At 62.8% G+C, this 14937-nt stretch carries 10 protein-coding genes; 5 read left to right on the top strand and 5 right to left on the bottom strand.

What is annotated here, in order from left to right; genetic code table 11:
* Window positions 1–31: 31 nt before the first annotated feature.
* Entirely contained in the window at window positions 32–5065 is a 5034-nt protein-coding gene (locus H7C19_RS04200; protein WP_185141329.1) for an S-layer homology domain-containing protein, read from the bottom strand.
* Window positions 5066–5262: 197 nt separating this feature from the next.
* Between H7C19_RS04200 and H7C19_RS04195 the strand changes: the two genes are divergently transcribed.
* The 3 genes from H7C19_RS04195 (at window position 5263) to H7C19_RS04185 (ending at window position 8601) form a co-directional block, all read left to right on the top strand.
* Window positions 5263–6372 carry a response regulator gene (locus tag H7C19_RS04195; protein WP_185141328.1) on the top strand — a complete coding sequence of 370 codons (1110 nt, stop codon included), beginning with the start codon at window positions 5263–5265 and terminating at the stop codon, window positions 6370–6372.
* A complete protein-coding gene (locus H7C19_RS04190) occupies window positions 6357–6593 on the top strand; it encodes a hypothetical protein (protein WP_185141327.1) in 237 nt (78 codons plus the stop codon). The genes H7C19_RS04195 and H7C19_RS04190 overlap by 16 nt, the downstream gene beginning before the upstream one ends.
* Before the next feature lie 121 nt (window positions 6594–6714).
* On the top strand, window positions 6715–8601 hold the full coding sequence (locus H7C19_RS04185) for an LTA synthase family protein (RefSeq protein WP_185141326.1): 1887 nt from the start codon (window positions 6715–6717) through the stop codon (window positions 8599–8601).
* Window positions 8602–8747: 146 nt separating this feature from the next.
* Here the strand turns inward: H7C19_RS04185 and H7C19_RS04180 are convergent, their stop codons facing one another.
* The 3 genes from H7C19_RS04180 to purT all read right to left on the bottom strand — a co-directional run bounded on the left by H7C19_RS04180 (window position 8748) and on the right by purT (window position 11694).
* Window positions 8748–9611, bottom strand: coding sequence for a zinc-binding dehydrogenase (locus H7C19_RS04180; RefSeq protein WP_185141325.1), 864 nt, complete (start codon window positions 9609–9611; stop codon window positions 8748–8750).
* A 372-nt stretch (window positions 9612–9983) separates the two neighbouring features.
* The gene (locus H7C19_RS04175; protein WP_185141324.1) at window positions 9984–10406 is read right to left on the bottom strand and encodes an Rrf2 family transcriptional regulator; all 423 of its coding nucleotides are present in this window, start codon (window positions 10404–10406) and stop codon (window positions 9984–9986) included.
* A 127-nt stretch (window positions 10407–10533) separates the two neighbouring features.
* Entirely contained in the window at window positions 10534–11694 is a 1161-nt protein-coding gene (gene purT / locus H7C19_RS04170; protein ID WP_185141323.1) for a phosphoribosylglycinamide formyltransferase 2, read from the bottom strand.
* Between the two features lie 160 nt (window positions 11695–11854).
* Between purT and H7C19_RS04165 the strand changes: the two genes are divergently transcribed.
* Window positions 11855–12010, top strand: coding sequence for a DUF1540 domain-containing protein (locus tag H7C19_RS04165; protein ID WP_185141322.1), 156 nt, complete (start codon window positions 11855–11857; stop codon window positions 12008–12010).
* A 115-nt stretch (window positions 12011–12125) separates the two neighbouring features.
* Here the strand turns inward: H7C19_RS04165 and H7C19_RS04160 are convergent, their stop codons facing one another.
* A complete protein-coding gene (locus tag H7C19_RS04160) occupies window positions 12126–13013 on the bottom strand; it encodes a LysR family transcriptional regulator (protein ID WP_185141321.1) in 888 nt (295 codons plus the stop codon).
* A 167-nt stretch (window positions 13014–13180) separates the two neighbouring features.
* On the opposite strand from H7C19_RS04160, the gene H7C19_RS04155 reads away from it, so the two are divergent.
* The gene (locus H7C19_RS04155) at window positions 13181–14815 is read left to right on the top strand and encodes an MFS transporter (protein WP_185141320.1); all 1635 of its coding nucleotides are present in this window, start codon (window positions 13181–13183) and stop codon (window positions 14813–14815) included.
* Window positions 14816–14937: the final 122 nt, after the last annotated feature.

The raw sequence follows: 14937 nt of genomic DNA, 5'->3' as shown, positions 1-14937 counted from the left end.
AGGCCGATTCGGGATCATGAAGGTCAAGCCGTTATTTTACTTGGTCTTCCACTTGCTTCACGAACACTTCGCTGCCGTTCGAAGCTCGGGTGGAGGCGTGCGAATGCGTCGCCTCTTCCACTTGTCCGAACGCCCAGTGGTCAGCCTTCACGTCCGGGAAAGAAGGCGCGACGTTCGCGAGCGGACCGCGGAACAGCAAGCGGTTGATCAGCGTCACCGCTTCCGTGCGGACGATGCCGCTGCCCGGCTTGAACGTGCCGTCCGGGTAACCCGTCGTCAGCCCGTTGCGGAACAGCGCCTCGACCGCGGCGGAAGACCAGCGCCCTTGCGTGTCCGCGAAGTTCGAATGAATCGGCTGGGAGACATTCAGCTTCAGGTAGCGGACCATAACCGTTGCCAGCTCTTCGCGGGTAACCGGGACGTCCGGACGGAACGTACCGTCGTTGAACCCGTTGAAGATCTCATGATCGGTCACGATCCGGATGTATCCGCTCGCCCAATGCTTGGCCGGCACGTCGGCATAGGCCGCATGCTCGGTCGTGCCGCCGCCGTTCAGCAGCCGCGCGATGATGGCCGCCAGCTCGGCGCGCGTAAGGTGGCGGTCCGGCAGGAACTTGCCGTCCGGATAGCCCAGAATGTAGCGGATGTGGACGGTCTCGCCGAAGCGGTTGCTGTACAGCAGCACCTTCGCCGAAGCGCGGGCGGCATCCGGATGGGCCAGCTCCGTCCCGTTCGCGGCGCCTTGTCCTGCGATTTCGACGACTTGCTCGGCTGCGGAGATCGCAGGCCATTGCACCTTGATCTTATGCTGGCCACCATTGCCTGCCGCGAGACCGGATACGGTCCAGACGATCTTGTTTCCGGTCACCTTTCCGCCGTCCGCATCAAGGACCTTGGCGCCTTCGGGCAAGGTTACGGTGATCTCTCCGGACGGGAGGACGGCCGTTCCGTCATTCAGATGGTCCACGACGATCGTCGCCGTGCCGTTCTCTTCGTAGGCGCTGCGATCGACCGTCAGATTCACCGTCAATCCCGGTTTTCCTACTGCAGGCTGCACAGGCGGCGTCGGTGTCGGCGTAGGCGTGACCACCGGCGGATTCGAACCTCCCGATACCGGCTGCAGCTTCACGTCGTGCCTGACGATGGCATGCTCGACGGCCAGGATCGGACTCGTGTACGTCTCATAGCCCGCCGCCGTGACGACCACATAATAGTCGGTAGTCGGATAGACCAAGTACGCGTACTTGCCGCCGTCCTTGCCGGCCTGCGGATTGGCATTGTCGTTCGGCGCGAAGCCCGGGATGCCCGGCAGCGCGACCGGCGTATTCGGCGTCACGCCGTTCGCGGCGTTCCGCGGCGTATCGGCGTAATAGAGCTTGACGACTGCGCCGTCGACCGGCGCGTTCGTCTTGGCGTCCGTAATATCCCCGTACGGATCGATCAAGGCTTCCAGGATGTTGAGCTCGCCGTCCTGGGTCAGCTTGATGACCGGCAGCGTCCCGTTGTTGTCAAGCGCGTTGATAACGATCTCCCGGTCATACCGCCGGTCGTCCGGGCGGGCCGGATCCGGCAGCACGTAGCGCACTTCCAATTGGTATGCTTGATTCGGAACGGCATTATCGATGCTGAACACGCCTGCACCCGCGAGCGGGAACCAACCGTTGCCGGTCGCCGCATCGGTCAGATAGACGCCCGTATCCGCATCCTTCAGGTAGACCTTCAATTGGCCGACGATCGCCGGATCGAACAGGAGGCTTTGCCCGTCCGGTCCTTTGGAGCCGACGATCCCCGTTACCGTCCGGGTCGACGGAACGATTTCGTGGCCGGTGCCGGCCACGTCGCCCACGTTTACTTTTTGCTTGTAGGTCACGGGACTGGAGGAGGCCCCGAACGGACGCGTGACCGCGATGTCGTACGTCGTGTTGCCCTTCGGAACGACGAAGGCGTATGCTCCGTCCGGTCCGGTAGTGACGGTGCTCGTGAAGCCGTCCGGTCCGGTGATGGTCACGACCGCTCCCGATACCGGCTCGTTATCGCTGGTGACCACGCCCTCTACGGAGGCCGGAGCGAATTCGATGTCAATCTGCGCTTGAGCGATCAGCCCCTGCTCCGCGTCGTTGACCTTGGCGACGACGAGGATCCGCTGCGGATCGACGCCCGTGATCGCCGAGGATTGATACGGGATCGTGGCTATGCCGCTCGCATCCGTCACGGCAGTCGCCCCGTTCGGGAAGCTGCCCTTGCCCGCCGGCGCGCCGAAGTTCACCGTTACTCCGGCCGCGGGGGAGCCGTCCGGCTTCGTGATGACGGCCTTCAGCTCCGTCCGGGACTTGCCGTCGCCTACGATCGCGGCCGGGTTCGCGGTCAAGACGATGCCTGCGGCATCCGCGTTGCGAACCGGGAAGTTCGACAGCGGCGACAACGGGAAGCCGTTCGCCCCCTCCACCCGGCCCTTCGACGGGTCGTAATCCATCGACACGGCGATGCCCGCCGGCACGCCTTCCGGATACTTCCCGCTATCCAGCTCGAGCGTCAGGATCATCGCATTCGGATCTTGCGGATCCGCTTCGGCGCGCGTGACGGGAATAGGCGACGAATCGCCGCTCAGATGGAGCATGAAGGCGTCTTCGCTGCCCGGATCCACGCGGATCGGCGAATCGAACGTGACCTTGACGCGATCCCGCTGCTCATCGTCCAGGACGGCGGCGCGCTGCGGCTTCAGCTGGTTGTCCACCGGGAAGCCGTTCTGCAGCGCGAGCTCCCGTCCTTGTCCGCCCGATTCCTGGACGATGGCCGATGCCGGCGCGTAGTCCAGCGTGACGGCCGCTCCGAACGGCACGCCGTCCGGGAACGCCTGCTCGTCGAGCCGCAGCGTCAGCAGCAGCGCGTTCGGGTTCGAACCGTCCACTTGAACGTCAGATGCGGACACCGGCGCGCTCGCGCCGGCGATCCGGATGAGGAACGCATCCTTGACGTCCCCCGTCAGCGCGACGGGCGACGGGAACTCGACCCGGACCGTCTGGCGGCTCTCGTCGTTGACGACGGCCGCATGAACAGGCCCAAATTGGTTCCGCACCGGATAGTTCCCGAGCGGAGATAACGTGTTTCCGTTCAGGTCGGTAATGCCGGGGAAGCCAGCGGTCGGCTGATAATTCAGCGCGACCGGCGCTCCTGCCGGCACCGGGCCGCCCAGCGTCAGGATCAACCGGCTCGTATCGGAGCCGTCATAGGTGACGCCCGTGACCGAGACCGGCTTTGAAGTCGTTCCGTCGACATATTGAATGCCGAACAGGCCCGGGTTCAGATCGTTCAGGGCGACGGGATACCCGAAGTCCAGCGCGACTTGGCTGCGTCCCGCGTCGTTGATGACGGCGGCGCCGCTCGGTCCGAACGGATTGTCCGCCGGCTGCGACGTGATGTCCGACAGGTCGTTGCCGACCAAGTCGGTCACGTCGCCGTCTTGGCTGCGGTACGTCACTTGCACTTTGGAGCCGGGCGGGATCGTCACCCCCGGCGGCAGATCCAAGACGAGCGGATCTCGCGGCGTGCCGCTCCCGCCGGCAATGACGGCGGGGATCGGGTTGCCCGCGTCGTCATTCACGATCACGGAGAATCCGCCGTCGCCTCCGTAGAGGACAGGCTCGTCAAAGGTCACGAGCAGCCGGCCACGGTCGCCGTTGTCGACGACCGCCGTTTCCAGCTGCGGTCCTTCGTTGTCGGCCGAGAACGAGACGGGTCCTTCCGCATACGCCCCGCCGCCATAGGAGATCCCGCCGTAGACGCCGCCTACGACCGACTTGACATGGGTCGTAAAGCCGTCTCTGACGGAGCTGTACAGATCGGTGGTCGCGACCCCGTACTCGTTCGCCCTCACCGTCACGTAACGGTTGACGAGCGCGCCGCCGTCCAGGACCTTCGTCTCGCCGTCCAAGGCCGCACGCGTCTCGACTTGGCGCGCTTCGAGCGGGATGACGCGGGACGGATCGCTGTCATCGTACACAATGCCGGGATCCGCCGGATTCGACGTATGGCTGCCGTCGTTCTTGAGGTAGCCCAGCACGTCGTATAAAGAAAAGGTGACCGGGTAGTTCGGTACGATATCGCCGTTCAGGTCGTACACCGTGGCTTGCACCGAACGTTTGGAGCCTTCGCCGGGAACGATGCCAAGCTTAATGTCGAGCGGAGCGTTGAAGTAATCGAACTTCGCCGGCTCGATCGGTCCGCTGTCGTTGTTGAAGTACCAAGCGTCGATATCGTGATTCTGATTCTGGCCGCCCGTGGCTGCCGTGAACCCGACATACGCCTCGTCCTGGTTCAAGAGCTTGGACAGATCGAGTCCCGTCTTCGTCAAGATCGGCGCGTCCGGCAGCTGATTGGTCTTGCTCAGGTAGACCTTGAGCGTATCGGTCAAGCCGTCGTAGTCGATCCAGGTATAGTAGATGCCGTTGGTCAGGTCCATCTGCCCTTGATCGATGTTCACGAAGTCGCTCGGGGCATGCTTCGTGACGCCGTTCAAATCTACCGCGATGTGGTTGCTTCGCGTGCCCGTAGTCTCGCCTATGCGTCTCGGGTCGTTGTTGTCGGGATTGTAATACGTATCGTACTCGATCCCGATGCTGGGTTGCAGGCCGCCGTAGCCCATCCCCTGGCCGACGGCGCCCGCCGAGCTAGACTTCGTCTGCACGGTGAAGACGATGCCGTCCGCAGGACTCGACGAACCGCCGTGCATGCGGAACGAGAAATACGTGCTGAAGGAGCGGTCGTTGGTGAGCGATATTCTCCGGTTCTTAGGAAAAGCCGTCCCGAAGACGTTTCCGACATTCCGGGTCATTCTCAGCACGTTTTTGCCGCCGTCGTCGGCATACCGCGCGTCCCCGTTAAGCGCGAGAAACTGCTTGTTCACCATGGGATTCGAATCTGCAAAATTGTCGTAGACAAACGTAATATACTTGTCGGGCTTATCGGCTGGCCCCGCTTGGGCCGTGCCGGGTCTCCACGCCCCGTTCGCGATGACGATCAGAAAAGCGAGCGTCACGACCAACGATTTCCTCCACCATGTTCTCAATGCATCCACCATCTTTCATTCGCCTTGATTTAACGTCCATATGCATCCTATCAACTCGATCTGTACAAAAAATGAACAGAATCCGCTAAAATTAAACAAATTAATACAGAAAATCGACAAACGGGATGCCGATAATAGAAAATAGAATAAAGCTCTATCGCAGGGGAAGCGTCCCTTGGAAGGAGAGACCCGAAGAGATGAGATGCATGCTGGTCGACGATGAAGACCTCGCCCTCAAGGCGCTGCACCAACAATTGAGCAAGATCGACGACGTCGAAGTCGTCGGGATGCATCAATATCCGCAAGAGGCGCTGGAGGCGATCGTTCGGATCCGGCCCGACGTCGTCTTCCTGGATATCGACATGCCGGAAATGAACGGCCTGGCCGCCGCCGAGAAAGTGCAGGACCTGCACCCCGCGGCCGAAGTGGTATTCGTCACCGCCTATGAAGAGTACGCCGTCAAAGCCTTCGAGCTCCAGGCGCTGGACTATATCCTCAAACCGCTGCAGCCCGAGCGGCTGCTCCGTACGATCGGACGATTGTCCGACCGCTTGCAGCAGAAGCCCGCCCCCGTCGCCGCTCCGCCGATGATCCGGTGCTTCCCGAGCCTGCAGATCGAGTACGGCGACGGAAAGACGCTCCCTTGGCGCACGACGAAGGCGCAGGAATTGTTCGCCTACCTGCTGTACCGCCGCCATCAGCCTACCCGCAAGGATACGCTGCTGGATCTGCTCTGGCCTCACACGGAGAGCAAGAAGGCATATACCCAACTGTATACGACGATCTATCAGCTCCGCAGATCGATGGAAGCCGCCGGGCTGGACATCCGGATCGTCAATGCCGGAAACGGCTATGCGCTGGATCTGGGAGACGGCATATACGAGGCGGAGCAGTGGGAAGATCGGCTGCAGCAGGCGCCGCCCCTCGCCCGGGATACGGCCGAAGCGTTCGAACAGCTGCTCACGACTTATAGGGGGGACTATCTGGAAGCCCACGACTATATCTGGGCGGAGGGCGAACGGCAGCGCTTGCGCGGCATCTGGTTCCATCAAGCGATGCGTTTCGCGCAGTACTTGGAAGACTGGCGGGGAAGCGCCGAAGGCGCCGTCTGGTACCATCGCATCCAAGACCGGTTCCCCTTCGCGGAAGAGGTCGCCCTCAAGCTGATGGAGGCGTACGGCGCCATGGGCGAGAACAGCATGGTGGAACGGCAGTACGCGCAATTGTCGGCGATGCTCGCGGAGGAGTTCGGCACCCTGCCCTCCAGCCGCACGCAGGCCTGGTACCGCGAATGGAAAAACCCCTGAACCGTCTTCCCCGTTCTCCGCAAGGGAAAGACCTGCAATGGCCGCTGCACGGGCGGATCGCCGTCCCGCCGGGACAGTCGTTCGGCTGCTCGATTACCGGATCGGCAGGCACGCCGGGCGTCGGTCTCACGCTGACGGCCACGCTCGATCTGCTCCGGCGGGAGGTCAAGCGCTGGAGGCCCTTTCCTTTGACATTGACTTGGCAGGCCTGCATAATATAGTGATAACTGAAGAGACGGGCTGTTCGCTGCGAAGCGCTACAGGCCTGTTGTTTTTTCTGCGTCCAAATCTACGATTCCGTTTCAAAAAGAGAGTAGTCTGCGAAGAAAGGAAGGCGCATACATGACACTTGTCCCTCCTATGCGATTATGGCGCAACAAACCCTTTGTATTCTTCACCTTCGTCTTGCTGCTCAAAAGCTGCGTGGCTTGGCTCGTCATCTTCGACGACGGCCCCTCGTGGCGGACCATCGTAACGGAGATTCCGTTCTTCTGGATCGTCTTCTGCCTCATCGAATGGTTCGCCCGCAAGCATAAGCTCGCGCTGTATCTGCTGGTGAATCTGGTCGTGACGGCCATCCTCTTCTCGGTCTTTATGTACTACAAATATTACGGCGTCATCGCGACCTATCACGCCTTGCAGCAAGTGAACCAGGTGACCGCCGTCAGCAACAGCGTCTTCTCCCTGCTCGATCCTTACTACGTGCTCATCTTTATCGACATCGTCGTCATCGGCGTCCTGTTCTTCACGAGCAAACGCGTCAAAGACTGGCGCCGCATCGCCTCCAAGCGGGAGAGCCGCAAAGCCGTCACCGCGCTGTTCGTCGTCTCCATCGCCATCTGCCTGTTCAACGTGTTGCCGAACCGGGCCAGCATGAACGAGCGGACCAAGGCCGAGGAGATGGGCATTCTGAATTACGAGCTCTACTCGATCCTGGCGCCGGACAACGAGGAACTCGTCGACAAGTCCGAGATTACCCAAGAGGCGATCAACCGGTTGAAGGGCATCCGGGAGCCGGAGATTCCGCAGTACTGGCATGTCGCCAAAGGCAAAAATATCATCATCGTTCAGCTCGAATCGTTCCAGAACTTCCTGGTGAACCTGAAGATCGACGGTCAGGAAGTGACCCCGAACCTGAACCAGCTGGCGTCGGGCAACTTCTACTTCCCGAACTTCTATCAAATGGTCGGCCAAGGCAACACGTCCGACGCCGAGTACGTGGTGAACACGTCGCTCTACATCCCGCTTCACGGCGCCGCGACGATGAACTACGTGGACAAGGACCTGCCCAGCCTGCCGAAGCTGCTCCGCGGCAACGGGTACGACACCGCGACGTTCCACACGAACGTCGTCGAGTTCTGGAACCGCGGCGAACTCTATGACGCCGTCGGATTCGACCGCTATTACGACAAAGATTTCTTCGGCACGGACGACGCGTTGTTCTTCGGCGCCTCGGACGAAGTGCTGTACGACAAGACGGCCGCCGAACTTGCGCGGATGGACCGGGCGAGCAACCCGTTCTATGCGCACGTCATCTCGATGAGCGCGCACCATCCGTTCTCCATTCCGGAAGACAAGTACAAGATGACGCTCCCGGAACGGTACGAAGGCACCTTGGTCGGCGATTATATCCGGTCGCAGAATTACGCGGACTACGCGCTCGGCCAGTTCATCTCGAAGCTGAAGGAGAACGGCGTTTGGGACAACAGCCTGGTGCTCCTCTACGGCGATCACCTAGGCTTGCCGATCTACTCCCTGAACAGCGCCGAGAAGGATCTGATGAAAGAGATCTACGGCCGTCCGTACGGCTATTCCGATATGGTGAACATCCCGCTCGTCATCGCTTCCCAGGGCGTCACCTACCCGGCGCAGCTGACGCAGACGGGCGGACAGATCGATCTACTGCCGACCCTCGCGAATCTGGCGGGCATCCCGCTCGCCGGCCAGCTCCACTTCGGCCAGGATCTGCTGAACCAGACCAGCAATCTGCTGCCGGAGCGTTATTATCTGCCCTCGGGCTCGGTCATCGACGATCGGCACTTGTTCATTCCGGGCAGCGGCTTCGAGGACGGCGTCAACTATGCGCTGGACAACGACGCCACGATGCCGGCCGGCGCTGCCGGCGTCGCTCAATCCCAATACGAGCGGGCGCTGGAGCTGCTGACCTTGTCGGATAGTTACGTGAAGCAACTGCCCGCCAGGGAGAAGACCTCCCCGACAGCCGAATAAGGCTTCCAAGTTTGGATAAGCGCGATACTTATAAATTCTAAATGGCGAACGGAAGCCGCCGCCCTCTCTCGCAATCGCGGGCGGGGCGGCGGCTTCTCTGCGACCGTTGGGCTTGAGGAGCAATTCCCTTCAGAGGCATCGCGCGCTCAGGAAGGCAGCAGCACGATCTTCCCGAACGCCTGCTGCCGCTCCAGCAGCTCATGCGCCCGCCGCGCCTCCGAGAGAGGCATCCGAGCTGCGATCACGGGCGCGATGCGGCGATCCCGCAGCAGGTCGAACAGCCGGCTCAGATCCTCGGCGAACCATTCCGGATGCCGTTTTTTCGACGCGGTGATGGAGTAGATGTGCGAGCGGTTCCCCCGCAGCCGGACCCGGACCCTGGCGGCGGCGAGACCGGCGTACGTCCGCACGGCCCGCTGCGCCCGCCGGCGGCCGCCCGCAAACAGATGCGCGACGCCGTAGACGACGAGCTTGCCGCCCCGGCCGAGGAGAGGGACGGATTGCTTGACCTGCGGACCGCCCGTCCCTTCGATCACGACATCGTAGCCCTCGGGGGCGAGCTTGCGGAGGGCTTCGCCGAGATCGCTCCGCCGGCTGTCGACCGCGTCGGCCGCATAGCGGAGCAGCCGCTCGCGCTCGCCGTCCCCCGCCGCGCCCGCCATCCGCAGACCCGCCGCCGCGCCCAGCTGCAGCAGCGCCGTCCCCACGCCGCCGGCGGCGCCGTGAATCAGCACCCTGCTGCCCGCCTTCGCTTCCGCCGTCCGATGCAGCATCTGATACGCCGTCATATAGTTTAAGATCACCGCGACCGCTTCGGCGGGATCCAATTCCTCCGGCACCGGATACAGATCCGACTCCGGCAGGTAGACGATCTCCGCATAGCTGCCATGCAGCGTGAGCGCCGCCACCCGGTCGCCCGGCCGGACGGTCGTCACGCTGGGCCCGATGTGCAGGACGCGGCCGACGATGTCGTATCCGGGAACGAACGGCGGCTTGGGGGCCGCCGACATAAGCGCCTTCGCGCATCAGCACGTCGGCTTGCGATACGCCGGCCGCCTCCATCTCTATCGCGACCTCGAACGGCGCGAGCGCGCGGCCCTGCCATCTGGCCGTGCGCATCACGTCGCTCCCGCCGTACGCCGGCACCTCCACCACCTCATATGCGCGCGATTCCAACATGTTTTAGCCCCCTTGTTCCGGACCTCGCCGCGAGATCCGCATCGATAGTCGCTCAACGCCCTATAGACTTTATTACCCGGTTGCAGACAAATAGAGGCGAACCCCTCGCAGATCCGGTCTGCGGGAGATCGCCTCATGGCCAAGATAATAGATGTCTACCGTTCGAAAGTCTTACCGTACGGCGTACCCGGAGCGGATCGCGCTCACGGGCGGTTCACGATGTCGAGACAGACTTCCTCCATCGTCATGCCGGCGAGTTCCCGCTCCATGGCTTGTTGCGCGCGCGTGAACGCCGTATCGAGGGTGACCTGGATGTTCCGGCCGACCCGGCAATCGGGATTCGGGTTGTCGTGGATCGCGAATAGGCTCCCGTCCTCGGGCTGTACCGCGCGATAGACGTCGAGCAGCGTAATCTCGTCGATCGGTCGGGCGAGCGTGGCGCCCGCTACGCCGGGACTCGTCTGCACGAGTCCGGCCTTGTTCAGCATGCCCATAATCCTGCGCACCACGACCGGATTCGTATTCACGCTGCCCGCGATGTACTCGGACGTGATCCGGCCGCCTTCGTGAATGTGCAGGAGGGACAGGACATGCGCCGCAACGGCAAACCGGCTATTGGCCGCCATGATTGCGTCCCCCTTTCCGTCCATCGGATGCCTGCCGTGCCGTGTCCCGACAGAATCCTTTATAAGTTGTGATCATTATAGTTACAGGCGTGGTCCCTGTCAACGGCCCCCGCCTGCCAAATGCTGCTTATTCTCCGTACAGACGCAGCTTGCCCAGCGCTTCGGCCGCCTGCGCGCGGGCTTGTTCGACCGTCTCCGCAGTCGCGAGCGCCACGGCCATGCGGCGGCCTACCTTGGTGACCGGCTTGCCGAATACGCGGACTTGGGCGTCCGGAATCGCGAGCGCTTCCTCTACGCCCTCCAGCCGGTAGGATGTCCACTCCTGGACGGCCTTCAGCGGGCGGCTGGCGCCAGGGGCGACGAGCTTGATCTCCGGGATCGGCAAGCCCAGGACGGCCCGGACGTGAAGCGCGAACTCCGAGAGGTTCTGGCTGACGAGCGTCACGAGTCCCGTGTCGTGCGGGCGCGGCGATACTTCGCTGAAGATGACCTTGTCCTGCGCGAGGAACAGCTCCACGCCGAACAGGCCCGCTCCGCCGAGCGCGTCGGTGATCGTCAGAGCGATGCGCTTCGCTTCCTCGATCTGCGCTTCGGTCATGTCGTGCGGCTGCCATGACTCGATATAGTCTCCATCCTGCTGGATGTGGCCGATCGGAGGGCAGAACAGCGTGCCGTGCACCGAGCGTACGGTGAGGAGCGTAATCTCCGATTCGAAGCGGATGAACTCTTCCACGATGACCCGCCCTTGCTGCACGCGCCCGCCTTCCATGGCGATCTGCCAGCTCCGCTCGATCCCGTCCTCGGAGCGGCAGACGCTCTGCCCCTTGCCCGAAGAGCTCATGAGCGGCTTCACGACGCACGGGAAGCCCATCTCCCGCGCGGCGGCCTGGAATTCCTCGTACGTATCGGCGAATCGATACTGCGCAGTCGGAAGCCCCAGCGTCTCCGCGGCGAGACGGCGGATGCCCTCGCGGTCCATGGTCAGCTGCGCGGCGCGCGCCGTCGGGATGACGCGGAAGCCTTCCTCCTCCAGTTGCACGAGCTCCGCCGTCGCGATCGCTTCGATCTCCGGCACGATGAGATCCGGGCGCTCGCGCAGCACCAGCTCCCGCACGGCCTGCCTGTCCAGCATATCGATGACGTAGCTGCGGTCCGCGACGTGCATCGCGGGCGCGTCTTCGTAGCGATCCACCGCGATCGTCGTCAGTCCCAGCCTCTGCGCCTCCAGGATGACTTCTTTGCCCAATTCGCCCGATCCGAGCATCAACAGCTTCTTCGTTTGGAACATCTCGTCCGTCCAGCCCCCTGCCTCATTCGAATAAGTCCCATTATACAACAAAAAACGCACACCCCAAACGGCACCGCTTCGGCTCGGAAGCGATGCGCCGTCCGGGTATGAATGTCCCGCGATTCACCCATCCTAGAGAAGACGGGAGGTGAGACAGGCCATGGCAAAAGACGTGCTCTGCGAAGTGAACTCGTGCAAGTATTGGGCGAATGGCAACAAATGCAACGCTACCTCGATCTATGTGGTCAGCAACCGCGGACAACAGGCGAGAAATTCCGAAGAAACCGACTGCAAGACGTTCGAACCGAAAATTTAGCGTTTGGCGGAGAGCAACCCTTGGACGGTTGCTTTCTTTCTTTCCGAGAAGGACGGCGAAGCCGTTTTTACTTGTCCTCCAGCATTATGCCCACGATTGAGAATTATTATCAGCCTCAGAAGCGAAGCGCGAGATTTTTTTCCAAGACGTGATCCCGGAACAATCGCGCGGCCGGCGACAGGTACCGCTTCTCCTTCCATTCCAACCCGACCTCGAACTCGTTGTCTTCAGCGTCCAGCTTTACCCATTCGATGCCTTCCAACTTCACGCCCGCCGTCCGAGGAAGCAGCGAGATGCCGAGCCCGGCGGATATGAAGCCCGCGACCGTCGGCAGATCCTCCGCTTCATAAGCGACGAGGGGGTCGAAGCCCCACTTCCCGAACATCCGATCCATCGCAAGGCGAAGACCGCACTGGTTTTTCAGGCCGATAAAGGGTTCGCCCGCAAGCGCGCCAAGCGTGACGCTGTCGCGGCCGCTCAGCGGGTGTCCGGCCGGCACGACCAAGTCCACCTTGAAGTCCGTGATAGGCCCCCAAGCGATCCCGTCCTCGCCGCACCTAGGCGCGCTGACGATCAGATCGCAGCCGCCGGCCGCGAGCCGCTTCAGATTGTCCTCGCACGTCCCCTGGTTCAATTCGAATCGGATGCCGGGATGCCGCTCCCGGAACGATCGGACGAGCATCGGGACGAGCCGCGTCCCCAGCACGTTCAGGAAGGCCAGCGACACGACGCCGGACTCCGGGTTCGTCAACTCCTCGACCTCCTGCTTGCCCTTCTCGATCTCCTGCAGCGCCCGCTCCACCCGATGAGCGAACAGCTCCCCATAGCGATTGAGCTGCACGTTGCGGCCGCTTCGCTCGAACAGCTGTACCCCGAGCTCCTCTTCCAGCTTGGCGATCGAATGGCTCAAGGCCGGCTGCGTAATCGACAGCACCTCGGCCGCCCGCGTCACGTGCTGCAATCTCGCGACCGTCAGGAAGTACTCCATCTGGTTCCATTCCATCGGCGGCACACTCCTTGACAGAGCAATTGAATGTCAAATGCATGAACGTAATTTATGATATTGATTCAAATGATAAATTAGACAGAATGAGTTGTCAATTTCTACAATGAAGATACCGAACGGCGCTCGCGGCCCGTTCGAATCGGCAAGCCAAAGGACGGATGAACATGACCAATCGATCGATCGAAGCGATCTCGCCCCGCAGCCGGGGGTGGATGCTGTTTTTCCTCTGTTTCGGCGTATTCATGGTGTATCTGGACGGCACGATCGTCAATGTCGCCCTCTCCGACATTCAGCGGCATTTTGACGTCGGCTTGAAAGGACTCCAGTGGGTAGTCGATGCCTACTTGCTTACCTTCGCTTGCCTGCAGCTATCATCCGGCGCGATCGGCGACGTGCTCGGGCCGCGCAAAGTATTCCTCGCCGGCATCGTCGGCTTCACTATGTTCTCGGTGCTCTGCGCGATGGCGCCTTCGCTGGATTGGCTGCTCGCCGGCCGCGCGTTCCAAGGGGTATTCGGAGCCGTGCTCCTCCCGCTGTCGCTCGCCATGATCCGAAGGCTGTACGATCAGCCCGCCGCGCGCGCCAAAGCCATCGGCATCTGGTCCGCGGTCGGCGGCGTGGCGTTGGCGACCGGACCGGTCTTGGGCGGATGGCTGGTCGAGCGGTTCGGATGGCAGAGCATCTTCTGGATCAACCTCCCCGTCGGCGCTGCCGTAACCCTGGCGCTGGCGCTGATGAGAGGACCGGCCGAGCAGCGGCAGGCGCGCGGCATGGACGCCCCCGGTCAGTTGCTGTTCATCGCCTCCATCGCCCTGCTGGCTTACGGTTTGATCGAAGGCAACGCCTGGGGATGGGGTTCGGTCCGCATCGCGGGCACGCTGGGCGCTTCGGCTGTCCTGCTGCTCGTCTTCGTCCTCTGGGAGCTGCGCCGCCGGGAGCCGCTCTTCCCGCTGGGACTGTTCCGCAACCCGGTCGTCGCCGTCGCGTCCCTCGCGAACTTCCTGGGCTTCTTCGGCCTGTACGGCGTTATCTTCCTGCTGACCCTGTACTGGCAGAACGCGAACGGCCTCTCGCCCGTCGAGACGGGCGTGCGCTTCCTGTCGCTGACCGCCAGCATCATGGTCTTCTCCTACATCGGAGGGACGCTGGCGCCCAAGCTTCCTCCGCGCAGCGTCATCCCGCTCGGCATGCTCTTCGTCGCCGGGTCGCTCGCCGGCCTGCTGCTCATCGGCAGGGACGGCGTGGGCTACGGCGGCTACTGGTGGGCCCTGTCGCTGCTCGGGCTCGGCATCTCGATGTGCGGCTCCTCCGCCACGGTCGCGCTGATGAGCGCGGTCTCGCCCGAGCGGGCCGGCGCTGCTTCGGGCCTCTCGAATACGTTCCGCCAATTGAGCGCCGTGTTCGGCGTCGCCCTTACCGGCGCGATCGTCAGCGGCCACATCCGCTCGGCGGCTCCCGGCGCGCTGGCGCGACTGCCGCTGCCGGACGGCGCGGCGGAGCGGCTCTCCGCGCAGCTGGAGAGCGGTTCGCTGCCGCGCGATGCGCTGGCGCCGGTGCCGGCCGAGAGCCGGGAGGCGGTCGTCCGCGAGAGCGGCCGGTTGTTCGTGGACGGCATGCACGTCTCCTTGATCGTCGCCGCCGCGGCGACGTTGGCCGGGGCCGCGATCGTGGCCGCGCTGTTCATCGCGTCGCGCCGTCGGGCGGCGATCCTTCCCGCCGGGGCGCCCGCCATGCGCAGCGAAGCCGCCGAATCGGCGCGCGTCCGCGCGGCCGGGAGCGGGGCGCAGCCGGACGCTTAAGCTTGGTCGGGGCATCCCTGCCGCATCCCTTTCACGAGGAGCATGCGGCGCGGATGCCCTTTTTTCTCGTTCGCGGCTTCCCCCAAAAAATAAGAAAACCCGCGGGAATCGCGGGTGAAGGT

The sequence above is a fragment of the Cohnella nanjingensis genome, assembly GCF_014212125.1.
GTDB classification, from domain to species: domain Bacteria; phylum Bacillota; class Bacilli; order Paenibacillales; family Paenibacillaceae; genus Cohnella; species Cohnella nanjingensis.
This window is presented reverse-complemented; position numbering and strand designations above follow the sequence as displayed.

What these genes read in the sequence shown, in the direction of transcription:
- H7C19_RS04195 (WP_185141328.1), top strand. Translation starts at nt 5,263, where the DNA reads ATGAGATGCATGCTGGTCGACGATGAAGACCTCGCCCTCAAGGCGCTG.
- H7C19_RS04190 (WP_185141327.1), top strand. Translation starts at nt 6,357, where the DNA reads ATGGAAAAACCCCTGAACCGTCTTCCCCGTTCTCCGCAAGGGAAAGAC.
- H7C19_RS04185 (WP_185141326.1), top strand. Translation starts at nt 6,715, where the DNA reads ATGACACTTGTCCCTCCTATGCGATTATGGCGCAACAAACCCTTTGTA.
- H7C19_RS04180 (WP_185141325.1), bottom strand. Translation starts at nt 9,611, where the DNA reads ATGTCGGCGGCCCCCAAGCCGCCGTTCGTTCCCGGATACGACATCGTC.
- H7C19_RS04175 (WP_185141324.1), bottom strand. Translation starts at nt 10,406, where the DNA reads ATGGCGGCCAATAGCCGGTTTGCCGTTGCGGCGCATGTCCTGTCCCTC.
- purT (WP_185141323.1), bottom strand. Translation starts at nt 11,694, where the DNA reads ATGTTCCAAACGAAGAAGCTGTTGATGCTCGGATCGGGCGAATTGGGC.
- H7C19_RS04165 (WP_185141322.1), top strand. Translation starts at nt 11,855, where the DNA reads ATGGCAAAAGACGTGCTCTGCGAAGTGAACTCGTGCAAGTATTGGGCG.
- H7C19_RS04160 (WP_185141321.1), bottom strand. Translation starts at nt 13,013, where the DNA reads ATGGAATGGAACCAGATGGAGTACTTCCTGACGGTCGCGAGATTGCAG.
- H7C19_RS04155 (WP_185141320.1), top strand. Translation starts at nt 13,181, where the DNA reads ATGACCAATCGATCGATCGAAGCGATCTCGCCCCGCAGCCGGGGGTGG.